The organism is Superficieibacter electus (assembly GCF_002915575.1).
GTDB classification, from domain to species: Bacteria; Pseudomonadota; Gammaproteobacteria; order Enterobacterales; family Enterobacteriaceae; genus Superficieibacter; species Superficieibacter electus.
The window spans coordinates 1-14,171 of record NZ_PQGD01000010.1 but is presented as its reverse complement, the minus strand read 5'-3'; the positions used below and the strand labels follow the sequence as shown (position 1 = coordinate 14,171).

Annotated in this window: 20 protein-coding genes and 1 pseudogene; 11 read left to right on the top strand and 10 right to left on the bottom strand. The window is 49.6% G+C overall.

Annotated elements, in window-relative coordinates:
- The first annotated feature begins 19 nt into the window (after nt 1-19).
- From CHU32_RS13245 to rnd, 3 genes are all read left to right on the top strand, one after another.
- Nucleotides 20-601: a Slp family lipoprotein gene (locus CHU32_RS13245; protein WP_103675999.1), complete on the top strand. Its 582-nt coding sequence runs from the start codon at nt 20-22 to the stop codon at nt 599-601.
- Nucleotides 602-806: 205 nt separating this feature from the next.
- The gene (gene fadD / locus CHU32_RS13240) at nt 807-2,492 is read left to right on the top strand and encodes a long-chain-fatty-acid--CoA ligase FadD (RefSeq protein ID WP_133159246.1); all 1,686 of its coding nucleotides are present in this window, start codon (nt 807-809) and stop codon (nt 2,490-2,492) included.
- A gap of 81 nt (nt 2,493-2,573) precedes the next feature.
- On the top strand, nt 2,574-3,692 hold the full coding sequence (rnd, locus tag CHU32_RS13235) for a ribonuclease D (protein WP_176691659.1): 1,119 nt from the start codon (nt 2,574-2,576) through the stop codon (nt 3,690-3,692).
- A 43-nt stretch (nt 3,693-3,735) separates the two neighbouring features.
- On the opposite strand, the gene minE is transcribed toward rnd, so the two are convergent.
- The 3 genes from minE to minC are packed head-to-tail and all read right to left on the bottom strand — an operon-like array spanning nt 3,736 to nt 5,539.
- Nucleotides 3,736-4,002, bottom strand: a complete 267-nt coding sequence (minE, locus tag CHU32_RS13230; protein WP_049840897.1) for a cell division topological specificity factor MinE — start codon at nt 4,000-4,002, stop codon at nt 3,736-3,738.
- A 3-nt stretch (nt 4,003-4,005) separates the two neighbouring features.
- Nucleotides 4,006-4,818 carry a septum site-determining protein MinD gene (gene minD / locus CHU32_RS13225; protein WP_103675996.1) on the bottom strand — a complete coding sequence of 271 codons (813 nt, stop codon included), beginning with the start codon at nt 4,816-4,818 and terminating at the stop codon, nt 4,006-4,008.
- A 22-nt stretch (nt 4,819-4,840) separates the two neighbouring features.
- Complete coding sequence (gene minC / locus CHU32_RS13220; RefSeq protein ID WP_103675995.1) at nt 4,841-5,539, bottom strand: septum site-determining protein MinC; 699 nt, start codon at nt 5,537-5,539, stop codon at nt 4,841-4,843.
- Between the two features lie 126 nt (nt 5,540-5,665).
- Here minC and CHU32_RS13215 point away from each other — a divergent pair, with 126 nt between their 5' ends.
- From CHU32_RS13215 to CHU32_RS13205, 3 genes are all read left to right on the top strand, one after another.
- Nucleotides 5,666-5,941 (top strand): YcgL domain-containing protein, encoded by a 276-nt coding sequence (locus CHU32_RS13215; RefSeq protein ID WP_103675994.1) that lies wholly within the window; start codon nt 5,666-5,668, stop codon nt 5,939-5,941.
- A 35-nt stretch (nt 5,942-5,976) separates the two neighbouring features.
- Nucleotides 5,977-6,636, top strand: coding sequence for a fumarylacetoacetate hydrolase family protein (locus CHU32_RS13210; protein ID WP_103675993.1), 660 nt, complete (start codon nt 5,977-5,979; stop codon nt 6,634-6,636).
- 93 nt (nt 6,637-6,729) lie between these two features.
- Nucleotides 6,730-7,176 (top strand): YcgN family cysteine cluster protein, encoded by a 447-nt coding sequence (locus tag CHU32_RS13205; RefSeq protein WP_133159245.1) that lies wholly within the window; start codon nt 6,730-6,732, stop codon nt 7,174-7,176.
- 8 nt (nt 7,177-7,184) lie between these two features.
- Here CHU32_RS13205 and bdcA read toward each other — a convergent pair whose 3' ends face one another.
- A complete protein-coding gene (gene bdcA, locus CHU32_RS13200; protein ID WP_103675991.1) occupies nt 7,185-7,898 on the bottom strand; it encodes an SDR family oxidoreductase in 714 nt (237 codons plus the stop codon).
- 78 nt (nt 7,899-7,976) lie between these two features.
- On the opposite strand from bdcA, the gene CHU32_RS13195 reads away from it, so the two are divergent.
- The gene (locus CHU32_RS13195) at nt 7,977-8,561 is read left to right on the top strand and encodes a TetR/AcrR family transcriptional regulator (RefSeq protein WP_103675990.1); all 585 of its coding nucleotides are present in this window, start codon (nt 7,977-7,979) and stop codon (nt 8,559-8,561) included.
- Between the two features lie 18 nt (nt 8,562-8,579).
- Here the strand turns inward: CHU32_RS13195 and CHU32_RS13190 are convergent, their stop codons facing one another.
- Genes CHU32_RS13190 through CHU32_RS28255 form a run of 3 tightly spaced genes read right to left on the bottom strand, consistent with a single transcriptional unit; the run spans nt 8,580 to nt 9,404 of the window.
- On the bottom strand, nt 8,580-9,128 hold the full coding sequence (locus CHU32_RS13190; protein WP_103675989.1) for a GNAT family N-acetyltransferase: 549 nt from the start codon (nt 9,126-9,128) through the stop codon (nt 8,580-8,582).
- The gene (locus CHU32_RS13185; protein WP_103675988.1) at nt 9,125-9,223 is read right to left on the bottom strand and encodes a YoaK family small membrane protein; all 99 of its coding nucleotides are present in this window, start codon (nt 9,221-9,223) and stop codon (nt 9,125-9,127) included. The genes CHU32_RS13190 and CHU32_RS13185 overlap by 4 nt, the downstream gene beginning before the upstream one ends.
- A 19-nt stretch (nt 9,224-9,242) precedes the next feature.
- Complete coding sequence (locus tag CHU32_RS28255) at nt 9,243-9,404, bottom strand: hypothetical protein (protein WP_176691656.1); 162 nt, start codon at nt 9,402-9,404, stop codon at nt 9,243-9,245.
- 575 nt (nt 9,405-9,979) lie between these two features.
- On the opposite strand from CHU32_RS28255, the gene CHU32_RS28035 reads away from it, so the two are divergent.
- A complete protein-coding gene (locus tag CHU32_RS28035; protein WP_133159244.1) occupies nt 9,980-10,315 on the top strand; it encodes a hypothetical protein in 336 nt (111 codons plus the stop codon).
- Nucleotides 10,316-10,441: 126 nt separating this feature from the next.
- The gene (locus tag CHU32_RS28250) at nt 10,442-10,588 is read left to right on the top strand and encodes a hypothetical protein (protein WP_176691655.1); all 147 of its coding nucleotides are present in this window, start codon (nt 10,442-10,444) and stop codon (nt 10,586-10,588) included.
- A 437-nt stretch (nt 10,589-11,025) separates the two neighbouring features.
- On the opposite strand, the gene CHU32_RS13180 is transcribed toward CHU32_RS28250, so the two are convergent.
- The 3 genes from CHU32_RS13180 to CHU32_RS13170 form a co-directional block, all read right to left on the bottom strand.
- Nucleotides 11,026-11,340: a PTS sugar transporter subunit IIB gene (locus tag CHU32_RS13180; protein ID WP_103675987.1), complete on the bottom strand. Its 315-nt coding sequence runs from the start codon at nt 11,338-11,340 to the stop codon at nt 11,026-11,028.
- 510 nt (nt 11,341-11,850) lie between these two features.
- On the bottom strand, nt 11,851-12,360 hold the full coding sequence (locus CHU32_RS13175) for a ferritin-like domain-containing protein (protein ID WP_103675986.1): 510 nt from the start codon (nt 12,358-12,360) through the stop codon (nt 11,851-11,853).
- Between the two features lie 197 nt (nt 12,361-12,557).
- Nucleotides 12,558-12,731: a KGG domain-containing protein gene (locus tag CHU32_RS13170; RefSeq protein ID WP_103675985.1), complete on the bottom strand. Its 174-nt coding sequence runs from the start codon at nt 12,729-12,731 to the stop codon at nt 12,558-12,560.
- A gap of 713 nt (nt 12,732-13,444) precedes the next feature.
- On the opposite strand from CHU32_RS13170, the gene CHU32_RS13165 reads away from it, so the two are divergent.
- The gene (locus tag CHU32_RS13165; RefSeq protein WP_176691654.1) at nt 13,445-13,864 is read left to right on the top strand and encodes a translesion error-prone DNA polymerase V autoproteolytic subunit; all 420 of its coding nucleotides are present in this window, start codon (nt 13,445-13,447) and stop codon (nt 13,862-13,864) included.
- A gap of 2 nt (nt 13,865-13,866) precedes the next feature.
- Nucleotides 13,867-14,094 (top strand): annotated as a pseudogene (locus CHU32_RS13160) (Y-family DNA polymerase); the annotation flags it as partial.
- Between the last annotated feature and the right edge of the window lie 77 nt (nt 14,095-14,171).

Below are 14,171 nucleotides of genomic sequence, written 5' to 3'. Positions count from 1 at the left end.
AGTATAAAGAGGTTGTATCATGGCGGTTCAAAAACAGATTGTACGCTGGATAGCCGCAGGTGCGCTGGCCATGGCACTGAGCGGGTGCGTCACCATTCCTGATGCCATTAAAGGCTCCAGTCCCACGCCTCAGCAGGATCTGGTGCGGGTAATGAACGCACCACAGCTGTATGTGGGCCAGGAAGCCCGCTTCGGGGGTAAAGTGGTGGGCATCGAAAACCAGCAGGGAAAAACCCGTCTGGAAATCGCCACCGTCTCGCTGGATGACGGCGCGCGCCCGGTGCTGGGTGAGCCGTCACGCGGTCGTATTTACGCCGACGTCAGCGGTTTTCTTGACCCGGTCGACTTCCGTAATCAGCTTGTCACCGTGGTAGGGCCGATCACCGGTACCGCGGAAGGGAAGGTGGGCAATACACCGTATACATTTATGGTCATGCAGGTGAACGGCTACAAACGCTGGCGAGTGACGCAGCAGGTTATGCTGCCGCCGCAGCCGATTGATCCCTGGTTCTGGGGGCCGGGACCGCATCCGTGGGCATGGGGATATGGCGGCTGGTATAACCCCGGACCTGCGCAGGTGCAGAGCGTGGTTACCGAGTAACCTGTTGTAATATATAATAAAGAAGCAGCGGCCAGTCCGCTGCTTCTTTATGGCTGACGTAACAAATAAAAATAAATAGTGACGCGCTTCGCAACCTGAATTCTGGCTGATTAATAAACTGGTACGCTGAGTTAATATAATGTTAACGGCTTGTTTATTATCTGGGGTTGTGATGACGACAAATTCACGTTTTAGAGGTGATGCATTGAAAAAGGTTTGGCTAAACCGTTATCCTGCGGACGTACCTGCGGAGATCAATCCTGACCGTTATCACTCCCTGATTGAACTGTTCGAACATTCAGCGAACCGCTATGCTGACCAGCCCGCCTTCGTTAATATGGGGGAGGTGATGACCTTTCGTAAGCTGGAGGAGCGTAGTCGGGCATTTGCTGCCTGGTTACAGCAGGGGCTGGGGATGCAGAAGGGCGATCGCGTTGCCCTGATGATGCCAAACCTGCTGCAATATCCGGTGGCGCTGTTCGGCATCCTGCGCGCCGGGATGACGGTCGTAAACGTTAACCCGCTGTATACGCCGCGCGAGCTGGAGCATCAGCTTAATGATAGCGGCGCGGCAGCCATTGTTATCGTCTCTAACTTTGCCCACACCCTGGAAAAAGTGGTCGATAAAACCCAGGTGAAGCACGTTATTCTCACCCGTATGGGCGATCAGCTTTCTGCCACCAAAGGTACGCTGGTGAACTTTGTCGTTAAATACGTCAAGCGGCTGGTACCGAAATACCATCTGCCGGATGCCATCTCCTTTCGTAGCGCACTCCATAACGGCTACCGGATGCAGTACGTTAAGCCGGACCTGGTACCCGACGATCTGGCCTTTCTGCAATATACCGGTGGCACCACGGGTGTGGCGAAAGGGGCGATGCTGACTCACCGCAATATGCTGGCTAACCTGGAGCAGGTCAACGCGACTTACGGGCCGCTGCTGCATCGCGGTAAAGAACTGGTGATCACCGCGCTGCCGCTGTATCACATTTTTGCCCTGACCATAAACTGCCTGCTGTTTATTGAGCTGGGCGGGCAAAACGTGCTGATCACCAACCCGCGAGACATTCCCGGTCTGGTGAAAGAGCTGGCAAAATATCCCTTCACCGCCATGACCGGCGTCAATACGCTATTTAACGCGCTACTTAATAACAAAGACTTTCAGCAGCTTGACTTCTCCACTTTACATCTTTCCGCCGGCGGCGGGATGCCCGTCCAGCAGGCGGTCGCTGACCGCTGGGTGAAGCTGACCGGGCAATATCTGCTGGAAGGATATGGTCTGACTGAGTGCTCGCCGCTGGTTAGCGTTAACCCGTACGACATTGACTACCACAGCGGCAGTATTGGCCTGCCGGTCCCGTCTACCGAAGTGAAACTGGTGGATGATGATGATAATGAAGTTGCTCCGGGTGAGCCGGGCGAACTGTGTATTAAAGGGCCGCAGGTGATGCTGGGCTACTGGCAGCGTCCGGATGCCACCGATGAAATCATTAAAGATGGCTGGCTGCATACCGGTGATATTGCGGTGATGGATGAAGAGGGATTCCTGCGCATTGTCGATCGAAAGAAAGATATGATTCTGGTTTCCGGCTTTAACGTCTATCCGAATGAGATCGAAGACATTGTGATGCAGCATCCAGGCGTGCTGGAAGTGGCGGCGGTCGGCGTACCCTCCGGCAGCAGCGGCGAGGCGGTAAAGATTTTCGTGGTTAAAAAAGACACCACACTCAGCGAGGATTCGTTGATTGCTTTTTGCCGCCGGCAACTGACTGGCTATAAGGTGCCGAAACAGGTAGAGTTTCGTACTGAGCTACCAAAATCCAACGTCGGTAAAATTTTGCGACGAGAACTGCGTGACGAAGCGCGCAGTAAAGTAGACAATAAAGCCTGAGTCACGAGCCTGTCGCCAGACGCCGGTTAAGCCGGCGTTTTTTATGGGCGCAAGTTAAGAGAATATGATTTGAATTACCAGATGATCACCACTGATGACGCGCTACTTACTTTATGTGAAGCGGCAAGCCAGGTTCCGGCCATTGCCCTGGATACTGAATTTGTGCGCACCCGTACCTACTATCCGCAGCTGGGTTTACTCCAGCTGTTTGATGGTCAGCACGTAGCATTGATTGACCCGCTTGGCATCACCGACTGGACGCCGATGCGCGAACTGCTACTGAACGGCGAGGTGACCAAGTTTCTTCATGCCGGTAGCGAAGACCTGGAGGTCTTTCTTCATGAGTTCGGCGTGATGCCGCAGCCGTTCATTGATACACAAATCCTGGCGGCATTCTGCGGCCGTCCGATGTCATGGGGATTTGCCTCAATGGTTGAAGAATTTACCGGCCTGAAACTGGACAAAAGCGAGTCGCGTACCGACTGGCTGGCGCGTCCACTGACCGAGCGTCAGTGCGATTATGCCGCGGCCGATGTCTGGTATTTATTGCCCGTCGCCCGGCAGTTACTGGCGGAAACCGATCGTGCCGGCTGGCTTTCTGCGGCGCTGGATGAATGCGAGCTGATGAAAAATCGTCGTCAGGAAATCCTCGAACCCGATGAGGCGTGGCGCGAGATCACCAACGCCTGGCAGTTGCGCCCTCGCCAGCTGGCCTGTCTGCAACTGCTGGCAGCGTGGCGCTTACGCAAAGCCCGCGACCGCGACATGGCGGTGAACTTTGTGGTGCGCGAAGAACACTTATGGTCCGTCGCGCGCTATATGCCGGGCAGCCTCGGTGAACTCGATAGCCTCGGGCTTTCAGGAAGTGAAATTCGTTTTCATGGCAAAACGCTGCTTAGCCTGGTAGAAAAAGCACAGGCTATTCCCGAGGAAGCGTTACCTGAGCCATTGTTGAATCTGATGGATATGCCTGGCTATCGTAAGGTTTTCAAAGACATTAAATCAGCGGTACAGGATATTAGCGTAGCGCAGGGCATTGGGGCCGAGCTGCTGGCATCACGTCGGCAAATCAACCAGCTACTTAACTGGCACTGGAAGCTGAAAATAACGGCGACCCTGCCAGAACTGATTTCCGGCTGGCGTGGTGAGCTGATGGGTGAGCCGCTACAGACGTTGCTGGCTGATTACCCGCGCAGTTAAGGTGTGAGATACCGGGTGGCGCTGACCACCCGGTAGCGTGCGGCTACTTTGACTCTTCCGCTTCAGGCAGAGTGACGTTCAGTTCCAGAATAGAGATATCATCTCCTTTCTGTTCCAGTTGCACGGTGACCATTTCAGGGTCGATCTGCACATAACGGCAAATCACTTCCAGAATATCGCGCTTTAACTGCGGCAAGTAATGCGGCTCGGCGTCGCTACGACGACGTTCCGCAACAATAATCTGCAATCGTTCTTTCGCGATGTTAGCCGTATTCTTTTTCCGTGACAGAAAAAAGTCGAGTAATGCCATAACTTATCCTCCGAACAGGCGCTTGAGGAAACCTTTCTTCTCTTCTTCGACGAAGCGGAAAGGGCGTTCTTCTCCCAACAGGCGATCCACCGTATCGGCGTATGCTTTACCCGCATCTGAAATGGTATCCAGAATGACAGGTTCCCCCTGGTTGGAAGCGCGCAGGACAGACTGGTCTTCCGGGATCACACCAACTAACTTGATGCGCAGGATTTCCAGAACGTCTTCCATGCTTAACATATCACCTCTGTTCACGCGCCCTGGGTTGTAGCGGGTCAACAACAGATGTTCTTTAATCGGCTCTTCGCCGTTTTCCGCCCGGCGAGATTTTGAGGCCAGGATACCCAGAATACGGTCGGAGTCGCGCACCGACGAGACTTCCGGGTTGGTGGTAATAATGGCTTCGTCAGCAAAATAGAGTGCCATCAGCGCGCCGGTTTCAATACCGGCAGGGGAGTCGCAGACAATGAAATCGAAATCCATTCCTTTCAACTCTTCAAGCACTTTTTCCACGCCTTCGCGGGTCAGCGCGTCTTTATCACGCGTCTGTGATGCAGGAAGAATATAGAGATTATCCGTGCGCTTATCTTTAATCATGGCCTGATTCAGCGTGGCATCACCCTGAATCACGTTAACGAAATCGTACACCACCCGACGCTCACAACCCATAATTAAATCCAGGTTACGCAGGCCGATATCGAAATCGATAACAATGGTTTTTTTACCCTTCTGGGCTAAACCTGTAGCGATGGCCGCGCTGGAGGTGGTCTTGCCAACGCCCCCTTTACCCGATGTAACTACAATAATGCGTGCCATAAAAATTCCTTGTTAAAAGGGATTACTCTAGGGGTTCAATCGACAAAGCATCATTCGCCAGACGTAAGCGCGCGGCTTTGCCGTAAAATTCGGCTGGTATTTGATCGCTCAGCCAGTATTCACCGGCGATGGAAATTAATTCCGCCGTCAGGTGCGTACAAAATATTTGTGCTTCTCTGTCGCCACTGGCACCTGCGAGTACACGGCCTCTCATCATGCCATAAACGTGGATATTTCCATCGGCAATCAATTCTGCGCCCGCACTTACGTGACTGGTGACAATTAAATCACACTGTGGAGCGTAGACGCGCTGGCCAGAACGAACCGGAACGTCAATCAGCCGTGTTTTTGCGATGGGGGGCACCGCCGCTGGCGGCGGTTGCACTTCAGCAGGGGCAGACCGTACCACTTTTTCCTTGCCTTCTGTCAGGAGAGGAAAACCCGCTCTGTCGATTTCTGCCTTAAGCGCAGGGTCCTTACAGCCGCTCACTCCGATAATCCGTAAGCCGGTAGCGGTAATGGCTTGCTGAACAGGCGACCAGTTGAAAGGGGCCTCCAGCGTGCTCACGTTTACTACCACCGGGGCATGACGTAAAAACGCCGGTGCCTGAGCGATTTTGTCTTCTAACGCCTGACGAATAACCTCCGGCTTTGCCTCATGCAAATGCACCACTGATAAGGTAAAACTACTTCCTTTAAGTTCGATTGGCGTGTTTGACATCCTGGCCTTACTCAATTTGCTTTTTACCATCACCGGTGTGGGATGATATTCCGAAGACTCTCAGGCATGTTATAGTCACTATTATATTGAGGCAAGTCACCTCCCTCTTAATTCAGAGTAAAAGTTATGTTTTGTGTGATCTACCGAAGCACCCGACGCGAGCAAACCTATTTGTATGTTGAAAAAAAGGACGATTTCTCACGGGTGCCTCCTGAACTGATGGCCGGTTTTGGCAAACCACAGCTTGCGATGCTTCTGCCACTCGACGGGCGTAAAAAATTAGCCGGTGCGGATCTGGATAAAGTGAAGCAGGCATTATTGGAGCAGGGCTATTATTTACAACTTCCGCCGCCACCGGAAAATTTACTCAAGCAACATCTGGCATCGACAGGTAAAAAATAACGTCATCGTACATTTGATTAACTGTAGGGGAAAATATGTATCAACATCATAACTGGCAGGGCGCTCTGCTGGATTACCCGGTTAGCAAAGTCGTCTGTGTTGGCAGTAATTACGCAAAGCACATTAAAGAGATGGGCAGCGAAACGCCGGAAGAGCCGGTGCTGTTTATCAAACCTGAAACGGCGCTGTGCGATATCCGCCAGCCCTTGTCACTTCTTCAGGGCTATGGTTCGGTGCATCATGAAGTGGAACTGGCCGTTCTGATTGGCGCTACGCTACGTCAGGCATCTGAAGAACACGTTGCCAAAGCGATTGCTGGTTATGGCGTGGCGCTCGATCTTACCCTGCGCGACGTGCAGGGCAAAATGAAGAAAGCAGGGCAGCCGTGGGAAAAGGCCAAAGGTTTTGATAATTCCTGCCCCCTTTCCGGTTTTATCCCGGCCGCCGAATTTAGCGGCGATCCACAGGCCACGCCACTGGGCCTGAAAGTAAACGGCCAGGTGCGTCAGCAGGGGACAACTGCCGATATGATCCATAAAATCGTGCCGCTTATCGCTTATATGAGTCGCTTCTTTACCCTTAAAGCTGGGGATGTGGTATTAACCGGCACGCCTGACGGCGTCGGTCCGTTGCAAAGCGGCGACGAGCTTGAAGTGAGTTTTAACGGTAATTCACTGACCACACGCGTGCTGTAACCTGTTTTTGCCATCGTTTCTGGTGGCAATACTTGCATCAGGGTGCCGGAGTGGTTATAAGGTGCACCCTGGATCATCATCGTGGACGTTTTTATGAGCAATTTACCCTTCTGGCAGAGCAAAACCCTTGACGATATGTCCGACGCCGAGTGGGAATCGCTGTGCGACGGCTGCGGGCAGTGCTGTCTGCACAAGCTGATGGATGAAGACACCGATGAGATCTACTTCACCAACGTTGCCTGCCGCCAGCTAAATATCAAAACCTGCCAGTGCCGTAATTACGAGCGCCGTTTTGAATATGAGCCGGACTGCATAAAGTTAACCCGCGAAAATCTGCCCACTTTTGAGTGGTTGCCGCATACCTGCGCCTATCGATTACTGGCGGAAGGCAAAGATTTGCCGCACTGGCATCCGCTGGTAGCGGGTTCAAAGGCGGCCATGCACGGCGAGCGCATCTCAGTAAGGCACATCGCCGTGCGTGAATCTGAAGTCCAGGACTGGCAGGACCACATTTTAAACAAACCGGACTGGGCGCAGTAAGCTGCAGATCAAGCGCCAAACGCGCCATCGATGGTATGCATCGCGCCGGTCACAAACGATGCTTCCGGCCCTGCCAGCCATGCCACCATCCCCGCTACTTCTTCGGGACGCCCGTGCCGCTTGATCGCCATAAAGCTGTGCATCAACTCTTGCATCGGGCCCTCTGCCGGGTTGGCATCGGTGTCAATCGGGCCGGGCTGCACGATATTAATCGTGATCCCGCGTGGGCCAAAGTCACGCGCCAGGCCACGGGCCAGCCCTTGTAGTGCCGACTTGCTGACGGCATAAGAAGCCATGCCCGGGATCGGCATACGATCGCCATTGACAGAACCAATGACAATAATTCGTCCGCCTTCCGGCATCTGACGGGCCGCCTCCACCGAGGCATGGTAAGGCGCGTGGATATTGATACGGAACAGGCGATCGACGGCATCCGCGTCCTGCTCCAGCGCGTCACCAAAAAGGGCGATACCGGCATTAACCACCAGCACATCCAGCGGCCCGGCGTCGCGTACTACGCGAATGACCGCATCGCGATCTGAACTGTCGGCCTGTACAGCGTTACTGCCGGTGGCTTTCGCCAGCTGCTCTGCCGCATCTTGCGAGCCTGAATAGCTGAAGGTGACAGATGCCCCCTCGGCGGCAAAACGCTGCACGATTGCTGCCCCTATACCCCGGCTGCCCCCAAGCACCAGAACGGATTTATTCTGAAATACAGACATACGTGTTTCCTTGAATCATATTGTAGTGACCATTACAATATGGTTGAGAGAAGAAGCCTGTCAAGGAATTATGTATCGATGACTACAAAATTAGCACGCACCCCGGGGCGTCCCCGTCGCTTTGATCCTGAAGCGGCGATAGCCACGGCTCAACGCCTGTTCCATGCGCGGGGATATGATGCGGTGAGTATTGCGGATCTGACCGAAGCGATCGGGATTAAACCGCCGAGCTTTTATGCGGCATTTGGCAGCAAAATGGGGCTATACGCGCGCGTTCTGGAGCGCTATGCCTGTACCGGCGCGATCCCACTTCAGGCTCTTTTACGCGCTGACCGGCCAGTTGCGGAGTGTCTGTCACAGGTGCTTGAAGAAGCGGCGAGGCTGTATGCGGCTGATCTGGATGCGGCGGGTTGCCTTGTTGTTGAGGGAACGCACTGTGATGATGCCTCAGCCCGTGAGGCCGCCTGTGAGTTTCATTCTGCCGCCGAGAAAGTTATCCATAATTATATTGCTCAGCGTCATCCGCAGGACGCCAGGCAATTTACCGATTATATGGGTACGGTAATGGCGGGACTCTCAGCCAAATCCAGAGCGGGTTATGATCCGGAGCGCTTGCTGGAGATAGCACGCCTTGCAGGACGAGCATTTATGGCGCTGAAATAAGCCAGCGGGGCGCTGGCATTAGTGAGTGTCACGTAAAGGATGTTCGTGCCACTGTGTAACGGACAGGCGATAAACCAGACTCGGTTCTGCGCCAGGCACATCATTTACCGTTGCGGTTTTGATCATGCCTGATTTTTCCAGAACCCGCTGTGAGGCAAGATGGGCAGGTCTGACGACCGCAGTGACTTCGTGCAGGCCTAACGTGTTAAAGGCATAACCCAGGGCAAACTGGCAAAACTCGCTGGCTATGCCTTTGCCCCATGCGTCGGGTGCAAAACGATAACCCAAATTGTAAGTCGGTATCCCATCCAGCTCCCTTAGCGTTATTCCGGCGAAGCCAATAATTCGTTCGGGGGTATCACGTAACGCGATCGCCCAGTTGCCATAACCGTATTGCTCATGTTCGGTTATCCATCCGGCGAGGCGTTGACGCGTATAGTCTACGCTGGGCCAGGGGCCAGCAGGGTTAAAGGTATGAGTACAGGGATCGCCATAAATACGGAAAAGATCGTCAGCATCCCCGGCGGCGACGTTGCGTAAAAGTAAGCGTTTGGTCGCTAACATCATGATCCCGGTGTGGCATAACCACCCACGACAAACCACGTCAGAAATGCCACGGCAACAAAAAAGATAACGACGGGAAACGCGATGCCTAATCTCATAAATCCTCTGTCATAATTGTTAACTGTATGAGGCCATTCCAATGACCGCATTCACCAGCGATGACGCCATAAATACGCCGCCAAGAATAAACCATACGGGTTTTCTCTGTTGGAAAGCGAGCGATAAGAAAACCAGCGCGACTACAAAAAAAGGTATTGCAATGATAGCAAACGTGGACATTATTCTCTCCTGAACGAAATACCGGGTTATGCATCATCCTCTTGGCTGACGTACGGTTGCCCCAGGCCAGGTAATCGAGAGATGTCACTATAACTTTGAATATAAGACTAATCTATAAGTATCTTGTTTTAAGCTATATAAACTTGCCTGCGATTATCTTCTTTGACAACACGTTATAGCGGTTATGTGCCTTCAAATGAAAGTTTAAATGAATTCATCCACCAATAATGGTAGGAAATCTACGGCTGGGATTTAAAAGTTATTGGACGTCCTGGGGCAAACCCATTTACAATGCGTGTGTTATTTTTTGGGGTAAAGTTTGATGGAATAACACCCTAAAAAAATGGAAACATCTTAAAAAAAGTGTGCTTATCGCAATCGATTATAACGGGAATTGTGATTAAGCTGTTGTTCTGGAAACGTTATTCTCTTTGCGTCAGCAAATGCCGTGCTCTTGCAATGAACTATGTTTATTTGCCTTTCGTGCGCTTCTAAAAAAAGCGTGGTAAAAAAAATGTAGTATTGAGTTCCAATTTTAAAAATTGAAAAGTAACTCATAGCATCGGGAGAGAAATATGACAGACACACACAATTCCCATACTCACTGCCCTTCTTGCAATGAGCTTATCCCCATTGAGGCTGAGGTTTGTGAGCATTGTCATGCCCATAAAATAGATCACTATGTTTCCCGTGAAGCCCGTACTCAAATAAGAGTGTTTGCCGGTACGGCGGCGGCAATCCCGGCGGTAATCCTTTTACTGTCCGTCTTTTTTACCGAACATCTGTGGCTTCTGGTAGCGGCATGTGTGTTGTTGTCGTTGGCGGCATGGTTTTCCGTTTACAAGACGCTGCTGGCACGGGAGAAAAAGAAAAATATTACCGTATGGAAACGCAGAACCCTTACCTGGTAAGCATGTCTCGCCTGGCCAGCGGCGATATGTAACAGGGATATATTTATAAATAGAATCATAATTTCTTGTTGAAACGTACTTTTTCTTCCAGGCTTGAGTGACCGCATGCTAAATGGAGGAAGTGAGATGAGCAAGCACGATACCGATCGGGAACGCAAAAAAGAGGATGACCGCCCGGTCACGGGGAGTCCGAAAGAGCATGGTGAAATCCCGCGTACGCGTGATAGCAGCAACGACCATAAAGAAGACCCTTACAACGACAAAGGTAAGTAACGTTTCATCCTCAGGCCTGAATAAGTAAGGCCTGAGGATGAATTTTTATATCTTATACTGAACCCGCCAGCGAGCCGGAAGGCATACAACGATAGCGGTCAAAAAATTAACACTTGTTTGATTATATAATAAACGGCTAAACAAAATAATTGCTATTTTTTTATCGATTATGCGAAGGGCAGTCAGCTAAGCACGGAGAGCTAAAAATAATAGCAACGGACTGTATATTATCCTGCGCACTGACCTCGTCGCCATGGATTGGTAGTTCGTTGGAATATTCCGCGAGGTCAGTCCATTTACTGTTAGTGCAAAGCGTCATTCATTATTAGTCACTAAACATTCAATTCTTTGTCGGTAAACATCTTTTAACGGTCTCGTTGAGTTACCAGACGGTCAGATAATATCTGAAATTCGTGTATTATCCGACCATTCGTATTTTATTTCACTAACACTGGCAGATGTGCGATCGCATAGTCGAAAACTTTTTCACCATCAAGGGAAGCGTAAGGGTAACTTTCAATCACTGCAACGGGGCATCCTGGCCTTAAATTTTGCGTAAGTTCGCTTAGCTTATATTGTATATGAGGCGCAAACAGGTAACAGTCGAATGCCGGGGCAACGCTGGCAAAATTTTCTATGCCGATGGCGCTGATCATTAATTGATAGCCACGACGGTCAGCGACAGCCTGCATTTTTTTCGCCAGAGAGCCTGCGGTTGCGCCATAAATGCAACATATTAGTAACTTTTTCATGGATCTGATCTCCTCAGGGGATTCTTACACTATGCCTGCTGAAGAGTAGAAAATGTGCGCAACTTCTCTTTTTCTTTTTTCGCTTCCGGGACAGGCAATATCAGCATGTTCTACCGACAGCGAAGGATCTTAAGCGTATTTAATTTCCTTAAGTTATACTGCTAATAATATATTTCACAATAATAACTTAAAATGTATTTTATTATGAGTATGGTAACTTCATGGTATTAATATTTTAAACACGCAAAGAAATTCAATATGGTTGTTTTTCATACAATTGATCGGTTGTAGCGATCAATATTATTGTTTTGATTGATAAAATTTTTCATGAGCGTAAGATTTAGGCTGACTCTGCTGTTTACGCCAACACCAGCCAGCAGAGTTGTTTTAATGGGCAGTAAAGCAATGCATCCGGTGGCTCCTGTTGTTTTGCTTTTTAGGGCCTGCTAAAACACATAAACAAAGGTCACGCTCAGGCGTGACCTTTTCTTTGTATAGCAAAATGACGCTTTACTTTTTCGCTTCAACGCCAGGAGCTTCTGAGCGTAGAAGAAACTGTTGTGTGACATCAGGAAGGTGATCCAGCGCCCATTTAGCCATGGCTTCCTCTTCTGCAAGGATTGTTTTGAACACCGACACGCCTTCACTATCTCCTGCCTTTTCAGCAGCGGCAATTAATGAGGTATAGCAGGCAATTTCAAACTGCTCAAAAACATAGCTACTGATAGCACCTTTAACAATTTCATCAGGAGTAAACATTCCGCCAATAGATTGACCAAATGCAGCCATTTTACTCATAGAATCTTTTAACACTGAACGGGAGATATTATTGCGTTCAATAACGCTTTCGAGAAGGCTAATTTGATGTCTGGTTTCAGAAAGATGCTGTTCAATACGCGACCTGAGATCGGGATAGTTATCAATCCGTTTTGCCATCGCTTCAAGCATGGATTCAGCCTGTTTTTCCATGGCATGCGCATCCCGCAACCAGTCATGATAGTTTTCTACTAAATGAGTCATGCTTTCTCCAGATTAATTTGGCTGGCCGTAACAGCGTTGCATTATTACCAATGCCTTTTATTTAAAAGGCATTAATAAAATATGCAGGACACAGTCGACAGGCATAAAAAATCTGGCGAGTCTGTAACGACTCGCCATTAGCTATAAAATAATGTATTGTTAATGGCTACATTGCTTTTAAGCGTTTATTGGCAAGGCTATTTTTTACCGCCACTGCTCTGACCGCCTTTCTTACCAGCTTCAGAGGCTTTTTGCGGATCGTTTTTAAAGTTACCGCCGCTGCCGCTGCTTTGTCCGCCTTTCTTACCGGCTTCAGAAGCTTTTTGCGGATCATCTTTAAAATTACCGGAACCACCACGATGTTCAGCCATCATATATCTCCACAGTATGTTAGACATATAATCGATACTTATGATACATATCGACTGCTTTCAGTACTTAAAGTTAGTCTAAAAAGCCAGAGCGTCAAATTATAATGAGAGTTTAATTACCGCTTCGCTTACCTAAAAAGTGCCGCTTCGTTGCATTGAAAATTGATTATAACAATTTGAAAAATCCAGTTTTTATTCTTTTGAGTTATCTCTTATCTGACATAAAACAATTCGAATTGCTTACTTTTACTTACAGGTTAGTTATTTTTAACGCAAGTATGAGCCACTTTTGCATCCGCCATAAAAACGGCATTTTTCCGTCCTTCACTCCTGAAGAGGGGCGCTTCTCTTCGATATTTACATAAGGTTTAGCTATGCCCTTAACATTTACCCGGATTGTTGCAATGAACTGGCTTTTTTACCCAGACCGGTAGTATCACATTTCCTAGGCATACATCAGTAGTGAGTACCGCTTAACCGTTCCCGGAGAGTGTGCTTTTCTGGTCGTTTCACGGCCCGCTCTCGAAGAGGCATTGCGACAATACTACAGCCTTCGTTAGGGTCGGGGCTCAACACCACCATCCAGGTGATTTATTAAGCAATTTTTGTTTTCTTCTTTTCAGTGTCAAAAATTAATAGTTATTCCCTGTCTTGATCTCAGCGGTAACTCAAATTACTGTTTAAATATACAGTAATTCATTGAGGTACCCATTTTGATGTTTATTCAACCAGCGGAACTACGTCCGGTCGTTTTGCTGCCCCTATTCAGCGACCTGGTGCAGTGTGGCTTTCCATCACCGGCACAGGACTATGTTGAGCAGCGCATCGATCTCAATGAACTGATGATTCATCACCCCAGCGCGACCTATTTTGTCCGGGCATCCGGCGACTCAATGACTGAAGGCGGTATTAGCGATGGGGATTTACTGATAGTCGACAGCTCACGGACAGCGGAACATGGCGATATTGTCATCGCTGCCGTGGAAGGAGAGTTTACGGTCAAGCAGCTTCAGTTACGTCCGGTGATCTGCTTAAATCCGTTGAATAAAGCCTGGTCCCCCATCTTTATCCGTAGTGACGAGGTGCTGGAGATATTCGGCGTCGTGACTTACATCGTCAAAGCGACAGGCTAAGTATGTTTGCGCTGGTAGATGTAAATTCTTTTTATGCCAGTTGTGAGACGGTTTTCCGCCCTGACTTAAAAGGATGGCCCGTGGTCGTCCTGTCAAATAACGACGGCTGCGTGATTGCCCGCAGCGCCGAGGCGGCACGGCTGGGGATAAAAATGGGTGAGCCTTACTTTAAGCAGCGGGATCTTTTTTATCAGCATGGAGTAGCGGTTTTCAGCAGCAATTATGAATTGTAGTAAGTTAAATGGAATGCAACATCTTCGGTATAAACTTTAATCAGTTGTTATGAACTGAAAGGGGAAGGCCGTGA

Excerpts from the sequence above, each read along its gene's own strand:
- CHU32_RS13245 (WP_103675999.1), top strand. The coding sequence starts at position 20 with ATGGCGGTTCAAAAACAGATTGTACGCTGGATAGCCGCAGGTGCGCTG.
- rnd (WP_176691659.1), top strand. The coding sequence starts at position 2,574 with ATGATCACCACTGATGACGCGCTACTTACTTTATGTGAAGCGGCAAGC.
- minE (WP_049840897.1), bottom strand. The coding sequence starts at position 4,002 with ATGGCATTACTCGACTTTTTTCTGTCACGGAAAAAGAATACGGCTAAC.
- minD (WP_103675996.1), bottom strand. The coding sequence starts at position 4,818 with ATGGCACGCATTATTGTAGTTACATCGGGTAAAGGGGGCGTTGGCAAG.
- minC (WP_103675995.1), bottom strand. The coding sequence starts at position 5,539 with ATGTCAAACACGCCAATCGAACTTAAAGGAAGTAGTTTTACCTTATCA.
- CHU32_RS13215 (WP_103675994.1), top strand. The coding sequence starts at position 5,666 with ATGTTTTGTGTGATCTACCGAAGCACCCGACGCGAGCAAACCTATTTG.
- CHU32_RS13210 (WP_103675993.1), top strand. The coding sequence starts at position 5,977 with ATGTATCAACATCATAACTGGCAGGGCGCTCTGCTGGATTACCCGGTT.
- CHU32_RS13205 (WP_133159245.1), top strand. The coding sequence starts at position 6,730 with ATGAGCAATTTACCCTTCTGGCAGAGCAAAACCCTTGACGATATGTCC.
- bdcA (WP_103675991.1), bottom strand. The coding sequence starts at position 7,898 with ATGTCTGTATTTCAGAATAAATCCGTTCTGGTGCTTGGGGGCAGCCGG.
- CHU32_RS13195 (WP_103675990.1), top strand. The coding sequence starts at position 7,977 with ATGACTACAAAATTAGCACGCACCCCGGGGCGTCCCCGTCGCTTTGAT.
- CHU32_RS13190 (WP_103675989.1), bottom strand. The coding sequence starts at position 9,128 with ATGATGTTAGCGACCAAACGCTTACTTTTACGCAACGTCGCCGCCGGG.
- CHU32_RS13185 (WP_103675988.1), bottom strand. The coding sequence starts at position 9,223 with ATGAGATTAGGCATCGCGTTTCCCGTCGTTATCTTTTTTGTTGCCGTG.
- CHU32_RS28255 (WP_176691656.1), bottom strand. The coding sequence starts at position 9,404 with ATGTCCACGTTTGCTATCATTGCAATACCTTTTTTTGTAGTCGCGCTG.
- CHU32_RS28035 (WP_133159244.1), top strand. The coding sequence starts at position 9,980 with ATGACAGACACACACAATTCCCATACTCACTGCCCTTCTTGCAATGAG.
- CHU32_RS28250 (WP_176691655.1), top strand. The coding sequence starts at position 10,442 with ATGAGCAAGCACGATACCGATCGGGAACGCAAAAAAGAGGATGACCGC.
- CHU32_RS13180 (WP_103675987.1), bottom strand. The coding sequence starts at position 11,340 with ATGAAAAAGTTACTAATATGTTGCATTTATGGCGCAACCGCAGGCTCT.
- CHU32_RS13175 (WP_103675986.1), bottom strand. The coding sequence starts at position 12,360 with ATGACTCATTTAGTAGAAAACTATCATGACTGGTTGCGGGATGCGCAT.
- CHU32_RS13170 (WP_103675985.1), bottom strand. The coding sequence starts at position 12,731 with ATGGCTGAACATCGTGGTGGTTCCGGTAATTTTAAAGATGATCCGCAA.